This window comes from Pseudomonas corrugata (assembly GCF_001269905.1).
Classification (GTDB): domain Bacteria; phylum Pseudomonadota; class Gammaproteobacteria; order Pseudomonadales; family Pseudomonadaceae; genus Aquipseudomonas; species Aquipseudomonas corrugata.
On the sequence record NZ_LHVK01000012.1, the window covers coordinates 1 to 14,074 of the forward strand.

At 58.3% G+C, this 14,074-nt stretch carries 11 protein-coding genes; all 11 read left to right on the plus strand.

The features are described 5' to 3' along the window. On the plus strand, window positions 1-1,117 hold a 1,117-nt coding region (locus AD665_RS17995; RefSeq protein WP_211267727.1), incomplete at its 5' end, for a group II intron maturase-specific domain-containing protein. Window positions 1,118-1,260: 143 nt separating this feature from the next. Continuing rightward, window positions 1,261-4,059: an LPS-assembly protein LptD gene (locus tag AD665_RS18000; RefSeq protein WP_024777415.1), complete on the plus strand. Its 2,799-nt coding sequence runs from the start codon at window positions 1,261-1,263 to the stop codon at window positions 4,057-4,059. Beyond that, the gene (gene surA, locus AD665_RS18005; protein WP_147460425.1) at window positions 4,040-5,356 is read left to right on the plus strand and encodes a peptidylprolyl isomerase SurA; all 1,317 of its coding nucleotides are present in this window, start codon (window positions 4,040-4,042) and stop codon (window positions 5,354-5,356) included. Before AD665_RS18000 ends, surA begins: the two co-directional genes overlap by 20 nt. Next, entirely contained in the window at window positions 5,353-6,342 is a 990-nt protein-coding gene (gene pdxA / locus AD665_RS18010; protein WP_024777413.1) for a 4-hydroxythreonine-4-phosphate dehydrogenase PdxA, read from the plus strand. The genes surA and pdxA overlap by 4 nt, the downstream gene beginning before the upstream one ends. Continuing rightward, a complete protein-coding gene (gene rsmA, locus AD665_RS18015) occupies window positions 6,339-7,157 on the plus strand; it encodes a 16S rRNA (adenine(1518)-N(6)/adenine(1519)-N(6))-dimethyltransferase RsmA (RefSeq protein WP_024777412.1) in 819 nt (272 codons plus the stop codon). Before pdxA ends, rsmA begins: the two co-directional genes overlap by 4 nt. A gap of 107 nt (window positions 7,158-7,264) precedes the next feature. Then, a complete protein-coding gene (gene apaG / locus AD665_RS18020; protein ID WP_024777411.1) occupies window positions 7,265-7,645 on the plus strand; it encodes a Co2+/Mg2+ efflux protein ApaG in 381 nt (126 codons plus the stop codon). Continuing rightward, the gene (locus tag AD665_RS18025) at window positions 7,645-8,523 is read left to right on the plus strand and encodes a symmetrical bis(5'-nucleosyl)-tetraphosphatase (RefSeq protein WP_024777410.1); all 879 of its coding nucleotides are present in this window, start codon (window positions 7,645-7,647) and stop codon (window positions 8,521-8,523) included. Before apaG ends, AD665_RS18025 begins: the two co-directional genes overlap by 1 nt. A 31-nt stretch (window positions 8,524-8,554) precedes the next feature. Beyond that, entirely contained in the window at window positions 8,555-8,884 is a 330-nt protein-coding gene (gene glpE / locus AD665_RS18030; RefSeq protein WP_024777409.1) for a thiosulfate sulfurtransferase GlpE, read from the plus strand. Between the two features lie 301 nt (window positions 8,885-9,185). Continuing rightward, window positions 9,186-11,108 carry a PrkA family serine protein kinase gene (locus tag AD665_RS18035; RefSeq protein WP_024777408.1) on the plus strand — a complete coding sequence of 641 codons (1,923 nt, stop codon included), beginning with the start codon at window positions 9,186-9,188 and terminating at the stop codon, window positions 11,106-11,108. Window positions 11,109-11,219: 111 nt separating this feature from the next. After that, the gene (locus AD665_RS18040) at window positions 11,220-12,491 is read left to right on the plus strand and encodes a YeaH/YhbH family protein (protein ID WP_024777407.1); all 1,272 of its coding nucleotides are present in this window, start codon (window positions 11,220-11,222) and stop codon (window positions 12,489-12,491) included. After that, on the plus strand, window positions 12,488-14,053 hold the full coding sequence (locus AD665_RS18045; RefSeq protein WP_024777406.1) for a SpoVR family protein: 1,566 nt from the start codon (window positions 12,488-12,490) through the stop codon (window positions 14,051-14,053). Before AD665_RS18040 ends, AD665_RS18045 begins: the two co-directional genes overlap by 4 nt. The last annotated feature ends 21 nt before the right edge of the window (window positions 14,054-14,074 follow it).

Sequence of the window (14,074 nt, forward strand, 5' to 3'; positions counted from 1 at the left end):
CGACTGGCTCATTGCCAACGTCCCAATGGACAAGGCGGTGCTTCAGAAATGGTTGAAAGCTGGTGTGATTCATAAAGGCCAGCTACAGGCAACGGACGCCGGTACGCCACAGGGCGGAATCATCTCGCCCACCTTGGCAAACATGGTGCTGGATGGACTGGAAGTACAGCTCAAGCAACATCTGGGCGTGACGAAGGCCAAAAAGCTGAAGATCAACGTGGTGCGTTATGCGGACGATTTTGTGATCACCGGGAGCTCGAAAGAGGTGCTGGAAAATGAGATTAAACCTTGGGTTGAACAGTTCCTCGCTGTAAGAGGGCTGCAGCTGTCGCCTGAGAAAACCCATGTCGTCCACATTGATCAAGGCTTTGACTTTCTTGGATGGAATTTCCGCAAGTACGATGGGAAGCTCCTGATCAAGCCGAGCAAGAAAAACGTGAAAGCGTTCTATAGCAAGGTCAAGGAAGTCATCAGTACCAACAAAGCGGTGAAGCAGGAGGATTTGATCCGACTACTGAACCCGATGCTGCGTGGCTGGGCGCTGTATCACCAGCCAGTGGTTGCCAAGAAAGCGTACAGCCGGATGGATTACCAGATTTTCCATGCTCTTTGGCGTTGGGCAAAGCGGCGACACTCCAACAAAGGACTCGACTGGATCAAGGAGAAGTACTTCCAAGCAGCCGATGATCGAAACTGGGTGTTCCGCACCACGATCGGGACTGAGAAAGGGAGCAAAGAGGAGATCAGGCTATACACCCTTGAGGCTACGCCGATCGAGAGGCACAGGAAAATCAGCGGGGAATACAACCCGTTCGACCCTGCGATGGAGGAATATGGCGAGAAACTGCGGATGTCTCGGATGCTTGGAAAACTGAAATATCGTGCACAGATCTCAAAATTGTTCCAATCGCAAAAAGGGCTGTGTTTACTATGCGAAAACCCCATAACTAGAGAGACGGGGTGGCACGACCACCACATTATCTATCGCTCACAAGGCGGTGGTGACTCGCTAAACAACCGGGTACTATTGCATCCCATTTGCCACCAGCAGCTTCACGCTCGTGGTTTGACAGTGAACAAACCGACTCCCGTTTTCGGGGGTTTAGTAAAGACTTGAGCCGTATGCGCTGAAAGGCGCACGTACGGTTTTTAGGGGGGGACAGACCAGAAATGGTTTGTTCCTACCCAACTTTCAGACCATCGAGAGGCGTGCGGCCCACACCGCGGGCAGATGGCACGCAGGAAGCCCGGACTAATAAGATGGCATTGAAATCCCCCGCGTTTCGTAAAAAATTTCCGTTGCTGGTCACCGGCAGTCTGCTGGCCCTGCAACCCCTGGCCTCTTCATTCGTTGTCGCGGCGCAGCAGTATGACTGCTCCGTCTCCGCCTCGGGTGCCTGGGACTGTTCCCCCAAGACCCCGGCCGCCGCATTGCCGCCACGTCCGGTGCATGAAGGCAGTGCCGTCGCCGACAGCGGCGACGCTCCGGCCGGCAGCAGCTCGGTTGAAGCAGGCGGCGACAAGCCAGTGCTGGTTACCGAAGCCAAGGGCCGCGGCCTGAAGTCGCGCAGTGCAGACTACAGCCACCTGGATTGGGTTCCGCGGGAGAACCTCACGCCTGCGCAATTGGCCGAAACCGGTCCTTATTGCTCCGGTGCCTATATCGAGCCGACCCGTCCAGGCATGAATGACAAGACGGCCAAGAGCGACGCCCCGACCTTCCTCGGCGCCAAGGCTTCACGCTACGAGCAGGAACAACAGGTGGCGACCCTGGCCGGTGACGTGGTCATGCGCCAGGGCAGCATGCAGGTCGAGGCGGACGAAGCCAGCCTTTACCAGGCCGAGAACCGCGGCGAGCTGAACGGCAATGTGCGGGTTCGCGACAACGGCGCGCTGATCGTCGGCGACCATGCCGATGTCCAGCTGGACACCGGCGAAGCCAAGGTCGACAACGCCGAATACGTGATGCACAAGTCGCGTATCCGCGGTAACGCCCTGTATGCCAAGCGTGCCGAGAACGCGATCATCCGCCTCAAGGACGGCACGTACACCACGTGCGAACCGAACAGCAACGCCTGGACGCTCAAGGGCAACAACATCACCCTGAACCCGGCCACCGGCTTCGGTACCGCGACCAACGTGACGCTGCGGGTCAAGGACATCCCGATCCTCTACACGCCTTATATCTACTTCCCGATCGATGACCGTCGCCAGTCCGGTTTCCTGCCGCCGACCATTGGCAGCGGCAGCGACACCGGTTTCCTGTTGGTCACCCCGTACTACTTCAACCTGGCGCCGAACTACGACGCCACGCTGTACCCGCGCTACATGAGCAAGCGCGGCCTGTTGATGGAAGGCGAATTCCGCTACCTGACCAAATCCAGCGAAGGTCAGTTCGGCGCTGCGTACCTCAACGACGAAGAAAACGAGCGCGCCAAACAGTCCGACTACAGCAAGACCCGCTACATGTACAACTGGCAGCACAAGGGCGGGCTGGACTCACGTGTGCTGACGGAAGTCGACTACACCAAGATCAGCGACCCTTATTACTTCCAGGATTTGCAGACCGACCAGATCGGTGTCGAGTCCAAGGATTACGTGAATCAGCAGGGTGCGGTCAGCTATAGGGGCGACAACTACGTTGCACGGGTCAATGCCCAGGCGTATCAAATGGCGACGATCTCAAAGATCACGCCGTATAACCGCCTGCCGCAGATCACCTTCAATGGATCATTGCCTGACCATCCGTATGGTCTGGATTTCGCGTATAAGACGGAGCTGGTGCGGTTTGATCGTGATTTGAGAACCGGCGACTATAGCGATGAAAATGGGGACACTTCACCATTTCTGGACAACAACATTCGCGGCCTCGCACGGGCTAATGGCAATCGCCTGAACCTGGCTCCGGTCATCAGCCTGCCGATGAATGCGAGCTACGGCTACATCAAACCGTCGCTCAAGTATCAGTACACTCAGTACGATCTGGATCTGGACGGTATCGGCAAAGCGCAGGTCGCCGCGCAGAACGCGGAGGCTGATCGGCTGCGAGGCACCTACAGCAGCAGCCAGAGCCGTGGCGTGCCAATCGCCAGCATCGACAGTGGGCTGTATTTCGACCGCGACACTCAATGGTTCGGCACCAACTACCGCCAGACATTGGAGCCTCGCCTGTTCTATCTCTACGTACCCGAGAAGGACCAGAGCGACATTCCCGTGTTCGATACCAGCGAATCGACCTTCAGTTACTCCTCGCTGTTCCGGGATAACCGCTTCACCGGTTCCGACCGCGTCGGCGACGAGAACAAGCTGTCCCTGGGCGTGACCAGCCGCTGGATCGAAGAAAACGGTTTTGAACGTCAGCGCATCAGCGTCGGCCAGGCCCTGTACTTCAAGGATCGCGAAGTACAACTGCCGGGCATCGATTTCAAGACCCGCGAAGACGCCAAGTCGAACGTGTCTCCATACGCGCTGGAATACGAATTCCGCTGGAATCGCGACTGGCGTACCACTGCCACCTACAACTGGGACCCGGATACCCACAGCCCGCGTTCGGGCAGTGCGATGTTCCACTACCAGCCGGAAGACAATCCGAACAAGGTCATCAATGCCGGTTATCGCTATCGTAACGACCAGGTCCGTTACGACGAGGCAACCGGTCAATGGCAAGTGGGTGGTGGCGACTATGGCACACCGGGCACGCCTGGCTACGTGAAGGACTACTACAAGATCAAGCAGCACGATTTCTCGGTCATCTGGCCGATCGTTCCGCAGTGGAACGCTATCAGCCGCTGGCAGTATGACTACAACCGCAACCGTACCCTGGAAGCCTTCGGCGGTTTCGAATACGACAACTGCTGCTGGAAACTGCGCCTGATCAACCGTTACTGGGTCGACTACGAAGAGTTCAGTCAAGCCGCCCCGGAAAACGAAAAAGGCGACCACGGCATCTTCCTCCAAATTGTCCTGAAGGGACTCGGCGGCCTCACTGGCACCAAGGTAGAGAGCTTCCTCGACAAAGGCATCCAAGGTTATCGTGAACGTGAAGACCAAGCTTTCTGATTGTCTGCGCCCGCTGATGCTGGGCGCGCTGTTCCTGGGTACCGCGGCCAACGCCGCGGTACAGCCCATCGATAAAGTGGTGGCCATTGTCGATAACGACGTGGTCATGCAGAGCCAGCTGGACCAACGCGTCCATGAAGTGCAGCAAACCATCGCCAAGCGCGGCGGCGGCCTGCCACCGCCGGGTGTGCTGGATCAACAAGTACTCGAACGCCTGATCGTCGAAAACCTGCAATTGCAGATCGGCGAACGTTCCGGCATCCGCATTACCGACGAAGAGCTGAACCAGGCCGTCGGAACCATTGCCCAGCGCAACAACATGACCATCGACCAGTTCCGCGCTGCACTGGCTCACGACGGCCTGTCCTATGATGACGCCCGTGACCAGATCCGCCGCGAGATGATCATCAGTCGCGTACGCCAGCGTCGGGTGGCTGAACGCATCCAGGTTTCCGAACAGGAAGTGAAGAACTTCCTCGCATCCGACTTGGGCAAAATGCAGCTTTCCGAAGAGCTGCACCTGGCAAACATCCTGATTCCTACCCCGGAAAGCGCCAACTCCGAAGCGATTCAGAGCGCTTATCGCCAGGCAATGGATGTCTACCAGCAGCTCAAGCAAGGTGCCGACTTCGGTCAGATGGCCGTCGCCCGCTCCGGCAGCGAAAACGCTCTGGAAGGTGGCGATATGGGCTGGCGCAAACCTGCTCAACTGCCGCCTCCGTTCGACCGCGAGCTGAGTGCCATGGCGGTGGGTGACATTACTCAGCCTGCCCGTACTCCCGGCGGCTTCATTATCCTGAAAGTGCTGGAGAAACGGGGTGGCGGCGCGCAGGTGCGTGACGAAGTACATGTTCGCCACATCCTGATCAAACCCAGCGAAATTCGCAGCGAAGCCGAAACCAAGCGCCTGGCGGAGAAGCTCTACGACCGCATCGAAGCAGGCGAGGACTTCGGCGAACTGGCGAAGAGTTTCTCGGAAGACCCGGGATCGGCCCTCAACGGTGGCGATCTGAACTGGGTTGATCCAAACGCGCTGGTCCCCGAGTTCCGCAAGGTCATGGCCGAAACACCACAAGGCCAACTGTCCAAGCCGTTCAAGAGTCCTTATGGCTGGCATGTCCTGGAAGTCCTTGGTCGTCGCGCCACCGACAGCACCACTCAGGCCCGCGAACAACAGGCAATGACGGTACTGCGTAATCGCAAGTACGACGAAGAGCTGCAAACCTGGCTGCGCCAGATCCGCGACGAAGCCTACGTTGAAATCAAGCTCCCTGGTGCAGACCAGGCAGCGCAGTGAAACCCAAGCGTTTCGCGCTGACGCCCGGCGAGCCTGCCGGCATTGGTCCCGACCTGTGCCTGCTGCTCGCCGCGCAGCCCCAGCCATACCCTCTGATTGCCATCACCAGCCGCACCCTGCTCCTTGAGCGGGCTGCGCAACTCGGAGTGGCCGTCAATCTGCTTGCAGTGACACCGGGCGCCTGGCCGGATATCCCAGCGCCGGCCGACAGCCTGTATGTCTGGGATACCCCCTTGGGCACCCCGGTCGTCACCGGGCAGTTGGACAAGGCCAATGCCGGCTTCGTCCTGGAAACCCTGACCCGTGCTTGCCAGGGCTGCCTGGATGGCGCTTTCGCCGGCATGATCACCGCACCGGTACACAAGGGCGTGATCAACGAGTCCGGCATCGCCTTTTCGGGGCACACCGAATTCCTCGCGGACCTGACCCATACCGCACAGGTCGTGATGATGCTCGCTACCCGTGGCCTGCGCGTGGCCCTGGTGACCACTCACCTGCCCTTGCGGGAGATTGCCGACGCCATCACCCCGGAACGCCTGGAGCGTGTCACGCGGATACTGCACGCCGATCTGCAGGGAAAGTTCGGCATTGCCGACCCTCGCATCCTGGTCTGCGGGCTCAACCCCCACGCCGGTGAAGGCGGACACCTGGGTCGCGAAGAAATAGACATCATTGAACCTACATTGGAGCGCTTGCGCAGCGAAGGCATGAACCTGCATGGCCCGCTGCCTGCCGACACTCTGTTTACCCCCAAATATCTGGAGCACTGCGACGCGGTGCTGGCGATGTACCACGACCAGGGCCTGCCCGTGCTGAAGTACAAAGGCTTCGGCGCGGCGGTCAATGTGACTCTGGGCCTGCCGATCATCCGCACTTCGGTGGACCATGGCACCGCCCTGGACCTGGCCGGCAGTGGCAAGATCGATACCGGTAGCCTGCAGGTCGCACTGGAAACCGCCTACCAGATGGCCGAGACCCATTTATGACCGAGCAATACCAACACCGCGCGCGCAAGCGTTTCGGCCAGAACTTCTTGCATGACGCCGGAGTGATCGACCGCATCCTGCGCTCCATCAACGCCAAGCCCGACGACCGCATGCTGGAAATCGGCCCAGGCCAGGGCGCCCTGACCGAAGGTCTGCTCGGCAGCGGTGCACAACTGGACGTGGTGGAACTGGACAAGGACCTGGTTCCGATCCTCAATCAGCAATTCGCCGGCAAGAGCAACTTCAACCTGCACCAGGGCGACGCTCTGAAGTTCGACTTCAACAGCCTGAACGCCGCGCCGAACAGCCTGCGGGTCGTGGGTAACCTGCCGTACAACATCTCCACGCCACTGATCTTCCACCTGCTGAGTAACGCCGGCCTGATCCGCGACATGCACTTCATGCTGCAAAAAGAAGTGGTCGAACGTCTCGCCGCAGGTCCTGGCGGCGGTGATTGGGGTCGCCTCTCGATCATGGTCCAGTACCACTGCCGGGTCGAACACCTGTTCAATGTGGGCCCGGGGGCCTTCAACCCTCCACCCAAAGTCGACTCGGCCATCGTCCGCCTCGTCCCCCATGCGGTGCTACCGCACCCGGCCAAGGACCATCGCCTGCTGGAACGTGTGGTACGCGAAGCCTTCAACCAACGTCGTAAAACCCTGCGCAATACGCTGAAGTTGCTGCTCAGCAGTGCCGAAATCGAGGCCGCGGGCGTCGATGGCAGCCTGCGCCCCGAGCAGTTGGATCTGGCGGCCTTCGTGCGCCTGGCCGACAAGCTCAGCGAACAGGCCGCACCGAAAACCGAGGCCATCTGACGGACGATGGCCGTCTCGGGTGGGACGCCCACTGGTTTACTACCCGACACTTGGCCTAGACTGACCCCTTCAGCCACGCCCGCGTCCCGCTTCTAAGGCCCTTTTGCATGTCCGATCCTCGTTATCAGGTCGACGTCAGCGTCACCACCCGCTTCCTGGCAGAACAGTCGCAGCCCGAACATAACCGTTTCGCCTTCGCCTATACCATTACCGTGCGCAACAACGGTTCGCTACCCGCCCGGCTGCTGTCGCGGCACTGGATCATCACCGATGGCGATGGTCATGTCGAAGAGGTGCGTGGCGAGGGCGTTGTCGGTCAGCAACCGCTGATCGACGCCGGCAACAGTCACAGCTACAGCAGCGGCACCGTGATGACGACCCGGGTCGGCACCATGCAAGGCACCTATCAGATGCTGGCCGGGGACGGCAAACGCTTCGATGCCGTCATCAGCCCCTTTCGCCTGGCGGTTCCCGGAGCCTTGCACTGATGGCCACTTACGCGGTCGGCGATCTGCAAGGTTGCCTCAGCCCACTCAAGTGCCTGTTGGAGCGAGTCGCCTTCGACCCGCAGAAAGACACGCTGTGGCTAGTGGGTGACCTGGTCAACCGAGGCCCGCAATCACTTGAGACGTTGCGTTTTCTCTTCAGCATCCGCCAGTCGCTGGTATGCGTGCTCGGCAATCATGACCTGCACCTGCTGGCCGTCTGGCAGAACATCGAGCGCCTGAAGAAATCCGATACCTTGAAGGAAATACTCGACGCCCCCGACTGCATCGAATTGATGGAATGGCTGCGCCAGCAAAAGCTCATGCACTACGACGAGCAGCGCAACCTGGCGCTGGTACATGCCGGCATTCCACCTCAATGGTCCCTGCGCAGGGCACTCAAGTGCGCCGGCGAAGTCGAGCAGGCGCTACGCGACGACAATTTGCTCAGCCCTTACCTGGACGGCATGTATGGCAACGACCCGGTCAAATGGGACAACGACCTCACCGGTGTGACCCGCCTTCGGGTCATTACCAATTATTTCACCCGCATGCGCTTCTGTACCCGCGACGGCAAACTAGACCTCAAGGGCAAGGAAGGCATCGAGACCGCACCGCCCGGCTATGCGCCCTGGTTCAAGCACAAGGAGCGCAAGACCCGTAACCTGAAGATCATTTTCGGTCACTGGGCAGCCCTGCTGGGCCAATGCGACGAGCCAGGACTCTTTGCCCTCGATACCGGTTGCGTGTGGGGCGAAGCACTGACACTGATGAACATTGATACCGGCGAACGACTGCGTTGCGACTGCGACGAACAAGGTCACGTCAATCCCCATCAACACCCGACCATTGCGTCATCGCCGACCGGCACCGCCGTCTGATCGGCGCCTGGCCTGCTACAGGAGCCCTCCCATGACTGAATTCAAACGTATTCCCCCGGCCCAAGCCCAGGCCCTGCGGGAGCAGGGCGCGGTCGTCGTCGACATCCGCGATCCCGCCACTTTTTCCGCCCTTCATATCAGTGGCTCCAAGCACCTGGATAACCACTCCCTGCATGATTTCATTACCAAGGCCGATCTTGACGCCCCGGTCGTGGTCGTTTGCTACCACGGTAATTCCAGTCAGAGCGCAGCCGCCTATCTGGTCGGCCAAGGCTTCACCGACGTCTATAGCCTGGATGGCGGGTTTGAGCTCTGGCGCACGACTTATCCGTCAGAAACGGCGCAAGGCTCTCACGAATAATTTTTTATCCCGCCCCAAACCCGCGTGAACCGCGGGCTTGAGCTATAGCAGACGAACGGTCTGCCATAACTTATTACGCATTCCACCTGTGCCTCTCCGATTCCGAACTATTCTTAGCCTCAGGCCATCCAAAACAGGGGAGAGCCGGTACACCGGCGCGCGGATCATCGGGAGTCAGCTTTCCAGGGACCTTCATCCTGGAAGCATTCTGGGGGGATAAACGGCAGCTGGATTCCCAGCGGCTGACCAGCAACGACTGATTGATCCGACACCGGCTCCACGTATCGAGCGAGGTGACGTCATGAGCATTTTTAGCCACTTCCAGCAACGTTTCGAGTCCACGCGGCAGGAGGAATACTCGCTGCAGGAATACCTCGAACTCTGCAAGCAGGACCGTAGTGCCTACGCATCGGCTGCAGAACGCCTGTTGCTGGCAATCGGAGAACCCGAACTGCTGGATACCTCGACCAACTCGAGGCTTTCGCGGATTTTTTCCAACAAGGTGATTCGCCGCTATCCGGCTTTTGAAGACTTCCACGGAATGGAAGAATGCATCGACCAGATCGTGTCCTATTTCCGTCACGCAGCCCAAGGCCTGGAAGAGAAAAAGCAAATCCTTTATCTGCTTGGCCCGGTGGGTGGCGGTAAATCGTCCCTGGCCGAAAAACTCAAGCAGTTGATCGAGAAGGTGCCCTTCTACGCGATCAAGGGCTCGCCGGTGTTCGAATCGCCCCTGGGGCTGTTCAACGCCACCGAGGATGGCGCGATCCTCGAGGAAGACTTCGGCATTCCACGCCGCTACCTCAATACCATCATGTCGCCATGGGCCACCAAGCGCCTGGCCGAGTTCGGCGGCGACATCAGCCAGTTCAAGGTGGTCAAGCTCTACCCTTCGATCCTGAATCAGATCGGGGTGGCCAAGACCGAACCCGGTGACGAGAACAACCAGGACATTTCGGCCCTGGTGGGCAAGGTCGATATCCGCAAGCTGGAAGAATTCCCACAGAACGATGCCGATGCCTACAGCTACTCCGGCGCACTGTGCAGGGCCAACCAGGGCCTGATGGAATTCGTCGAGATGTTCAAGGCGCCCATCAAAGTGTTGCACCCCTTGCTGACCGCTACCCAGGAAGGTAACTACAACAGCACCGAGGGCCTGGGGGCGATTCCGTTCAACGGCATCCTGCTGGCTCACTCCAACGAGTCGGAATGGCACACCTTCCGCAACAACAAGAACAACGAAGCGTTCATCGACCGGATCTACATCGTCAAGGTGCCTTACTGCCTGCGAGTCACCGATGAGGTGAAAATCTACGACAAGCTGCTGTTCAATAGCTCACTGGCCAAGGCTCATTGCGCCCCCGACACCCTGAAGATGCTGGCACAGTTCACCGTGCTGTCGCGCCTCAAGGAGCCGGAGAACTCCAACATCTATTCGAAGATGCGGGTGTACGACGGTGAAAACCTCAAGGACACCGATCCGAAGGCCAAGTCGATCCAGGAATACCGCGACAACGCGGGGGTCGATGAGGGCATGAACGGCCTGTCCACACGTTTCGCGTTCAAGATCCTGTCCAAGGTCTTCAACTTCGACCCCCACGAAATCGCCGCCAACCCCGTTCACCTGCTGTACGTGCTGGAACAGCAGATCGAGCAGGAACAGTTCCAGGCGGAAACCCGCGAGCGGTACCTGCGCTTCCTCAAGGAATACCTGGCCCCGCGCTATATCGAGTTCATTGGCAAGGAGATCCAGACTGCGTATCTGGAGTCCTACAGCGAATATGGCCAGAACATCTTCGACCGCTACGTGCTGTATGCGGATTTCTGGATTCAGGATCAGGAATACCGTGATCCGGAAACCGGGGAAATTCTCAACCGCGTAGCGCTCAACGAGGAGCTGGAAAAAATCGAAAAACCCGCAGGCATCAGCAATCCGAAGGATTTCCGCAACGAAATCGTCAACTTCGTGTTGCGGGCGCGGGCCAACAATAATGGCAAGAACCCCACTTGGCTCAGCTACGAAAAGCTGCGGGTGGTCATCGAGAAGAAAATGTTCTCCAACACCGAAGACCTGTTGCCGGTCATCAGCTTCAATGCCAAGGCCAGCAAGGAGGACCAGCAAAAACACAACGACTTCGTTACACGCATGGTCGAACGTGGCTACACCGACAAACAGGTACGACTGCTTTCCGAGTGGTATCTGCGGGTCCGGAAATCGCAATAAAACAGCTTCAAGCTGCAAGCTGCAAGGAACAAGCGCGTTAGCCCTGGCAACCGGGTAACTGCTTCTACTTGAAGCTTGTGGCTCATCACTTGAAGCTGCCCGGAGGGCCCTATGAGCTATGTGATCGACCGACGCCTCAATGGCAAGAACAAGAGCACGGTGAACCGTCAGCGATTCCTGCGGCGTTATCGTGACCACATAAAGAAGGCCGTGGAAGAAGCGGTCAGCCGCCGTTCCATCACCGACATGGAACATGGCGAACAGATCAGTATTCCCGGCCGCGACATCGACGAACCGGTGCTTCACCATGGTCGCGGTGGCAAACAGACCGTCGTGCACCCCGGCAACAAGGAATTCACCAGCGGCGAGCACATCCCCCGACCGCCGGGTGGCGGCGGCGGGAGAGGGCCCGGCAAAGCCGGCAACTCCGGCGAAGGCATGGACGAGTTCGTGTTCCAGATCACCCAGGAGGAATTCCTGGAGTTCATGTTCGAGGACCTGGAACTGCCAAACCTGGTCAAACGCAACCTGACCGGCACCGACACCTTCAAGACCGTGCGCGCCGGCATCAGCAATGAAGGCAACCCGTCCCGCATCAACATCATCCGCACGCTTCGCTCGGCACATGCCCGGCGCATCGCCCTGTCGGGCAGCAGTCGGGCGAAACTGCGCGAAGCCAAGGAAGAGCTGACCCGCCTGAAATGCGAAGAACCCGACAACTTCGGAGACATTCAAGACCTGGAAGCGGAAATAGAGAAACTCAGCGCCCGGATCCACCGGGTGCCGTTCCTCGATACCTTCGATCTTAAATACAACCTGTTGGTCAAACAGCCAAACCCCAGCTCCAAGGCAGTGATGTTCTGCCTGATGGACGTGTCAGGCTCCATGACCCAGGCCACCAAGGATATCGCCAAGCGATTCTTCATCCTGCTGTATCTGTTCCTCAAGCGGAATTACGACAAGATCGACGTGGTGTTCATCCGCCACCACACCAGTGCCAGGGAAGTGGATGAAGAGGAGTTCTTCTACTCCAGGGAAACCGGCGGCACCATCGTCTCCAGCGCCCTGAAACTGATGCAGGAAATCATGGCCGAACGTTATCCGGCCAACGAGTGGAATATCTACGCAGCCCAGGCTTCCGACGGAGACAACTGGAACGACGACTCACCGATCTGCCGTGACATCCTCATCAATCAAATCATGCCGTTCGTGCAGTACTACACCTATGTAGAGATCACGCCCCGGGAACACCAAGCCCTTTGGTATGAATATGAACGCATCGCCGAAGCTTTTTCCGACACGTTTGCGCAACAGCAACTGGTCTCGGCCGGGGATATCTACCCGGTCTTCCGTGAACTCTTCCAGCGCAGGTTAGTGACATGACCGCCAAAAAAGAGCAGAAGCGCCAACCTATCTCCACCGGCTCCGAGTGGACGTTCGAGCTGATCCAGGCCTACGACCGCGAGATCAGCCGCATCGCGGACCGTTATGCCCTCGATACCTACCCCAACCAGATCGAGGTGATCACTGCAGAGCAGATGATGGATGCCTACGCGTCGGTCGGCATGCCGCTGGGTTATCACCACTGGTCCTATGGCAAGCACTTCCTCAGCACCGAAAAATCCTATACCCGCGGCCAGATGGGGCTGGCGTATGAGATCGTGATCAACTCCGACCCCTGCATCGCCTATCTGATGGAAGAAAACACCATTTGCATGCAGGCACTGGTGGTAGCGCATGCGTGCTATGGCCACAACAGTTTCTTCAAGGGCAATTACCTGTTCCGCACCTGGACCGATGCCAGTTCGATCATCGATTACCTGGTGTTCGCCAAGCAGTACATCATGCAATGTGAGGAGCGCCACGGCATTGATGCCGTGGAGGACCTTCTGGACTCCTGCCATGCCCTGATGAACTATGGAGTGGACCGCTACAAAAGGCCGTATCCGATTTCCGCCGAAGAAGAACGCCGGCGCCAGAAGGACCGTGAAGAACACCTGCAAAAGCAGATCAATGATTTGTGGCGCACCATTCCAAAAGGCGCCGACAAGTACAGCGAGAAAGATAACGCGCGGTTCCCCGCCGAACCCCAGGAAAACATTCTCTATTTCATCGAAAAGCACGCCCCGTTGCTGGAGCCATGGCAGCGGGAAATTGTGCGCATCGTGCGCAAGATTGCCCAGTATTTCTATCCACAACGCCAGACCCAGGTCATGAACGAGGGGTGGGCCACATTCTGGCATTACACCTTGATGAACGACCTGTATGACGAAGGCCTGGTCACTGACGGCTTCATGATGGAGTTCCTGACATCCCACACGAGCGTGGTGTTCCAACCCGGATTCGACAGTCCCTATTACAGCGGCATCAACCCTTATGCACTGGGTTTCGCCATGTACCGCGACATACGACGCATGTGCGAAAACCCTACCGAAGAAGACCGTCGCTGGTTTCCGGAAATTGCCGGCTCGGATTGGTTATCCACGATCAAATTCGCCATGAGCAGCTTCAAGGATGAGAGTTTCATCCTGCAGTACCTCTCACCCAAAGTGATCCGTGACCTGAAACTGTTCAGCATTCTCGATGACGATCAGAAGGACGACCTGCTGGTGCCCGCCATCCACGATGAAAGCGGTTACCGCATCATCCGCGAAACCCTGGCAGCGCAGTACAACCTGGGCAATCGCGAGCCTAACGTACAGATCTACAGCATCGACCGCCGGGGAGATCGTTCGCTGACCTTGCGTCATCAGGCGCATGACCGCAAACCGCTGGGCGACTCTACGGATGAAGTGCTCAAACATCTGCATCGACTGTGGGGCTTCGATATTCATCTGGAAACCCTGCAGGGTGACCAAGTCATGAAAACCCACCATGTCCCCCCCAGAAACGAACAAACCGAAGGCGATTACGGCCGTCTGGACCTGGCCGTCATCCATCTTTGATCCCGTTTTCGCCTCCGTTGA

Coding starts and splice junctions, on each gene's coding strand:
- apaG (WP_024777411.1), top strand. CDS start 7,265: ATGTCCGATCCTCGTTATCAGGTCGACGTCAGCGTCACCACCCGCTTC.
- AD665_RS18000 (WP_024777415.1), top strand. CDS start 1,261: ATGGCATTGAAATCCCCCGCGTTTCGTAAAAAATTTCCGTTGCTGGTC.
- glpE (WP_024777409.1), top strand. CDS start 8,555: ATGACTGAATTCAAACGTATTCCCCCGGCCCAAGCCCAGGCCCTGCGG.
- AD665_RS18040 (WP_024777407.1), top strand. CDS start 11,220: ATGAGCTATGTGATCGACCGACGCCTCAATGGCAAGAACAAGAGCACG.
- AD665_RS18025 (WP_024777410.1), top strand. CDS start 7,645: ATGGCCACTTACGCGGTCGGCGATCTGCAAGGTTGCCTCAGCCCACTC.
- rsmA (WP_024777412.1), top strand. CDS start 6,339: ATGACCGAGCAATACCAACACCGCGCGCGCAAGCGTTTCGGCCAGAAC.
- AD665_RS18045 (WP_024777406.1), top strand. CDS start 12,488: ATGACCGCCAAAAAAGAGCAGAAGCGCCAACCTATCTCCACCGGCTCC.
- AD665_RS18035 (WP_024777408.1), top strand. CDS start 9,186: ATGAGCATTTTTAGCCACTTCCAGCAACGTTTCGAGTCCACGCGGCAG.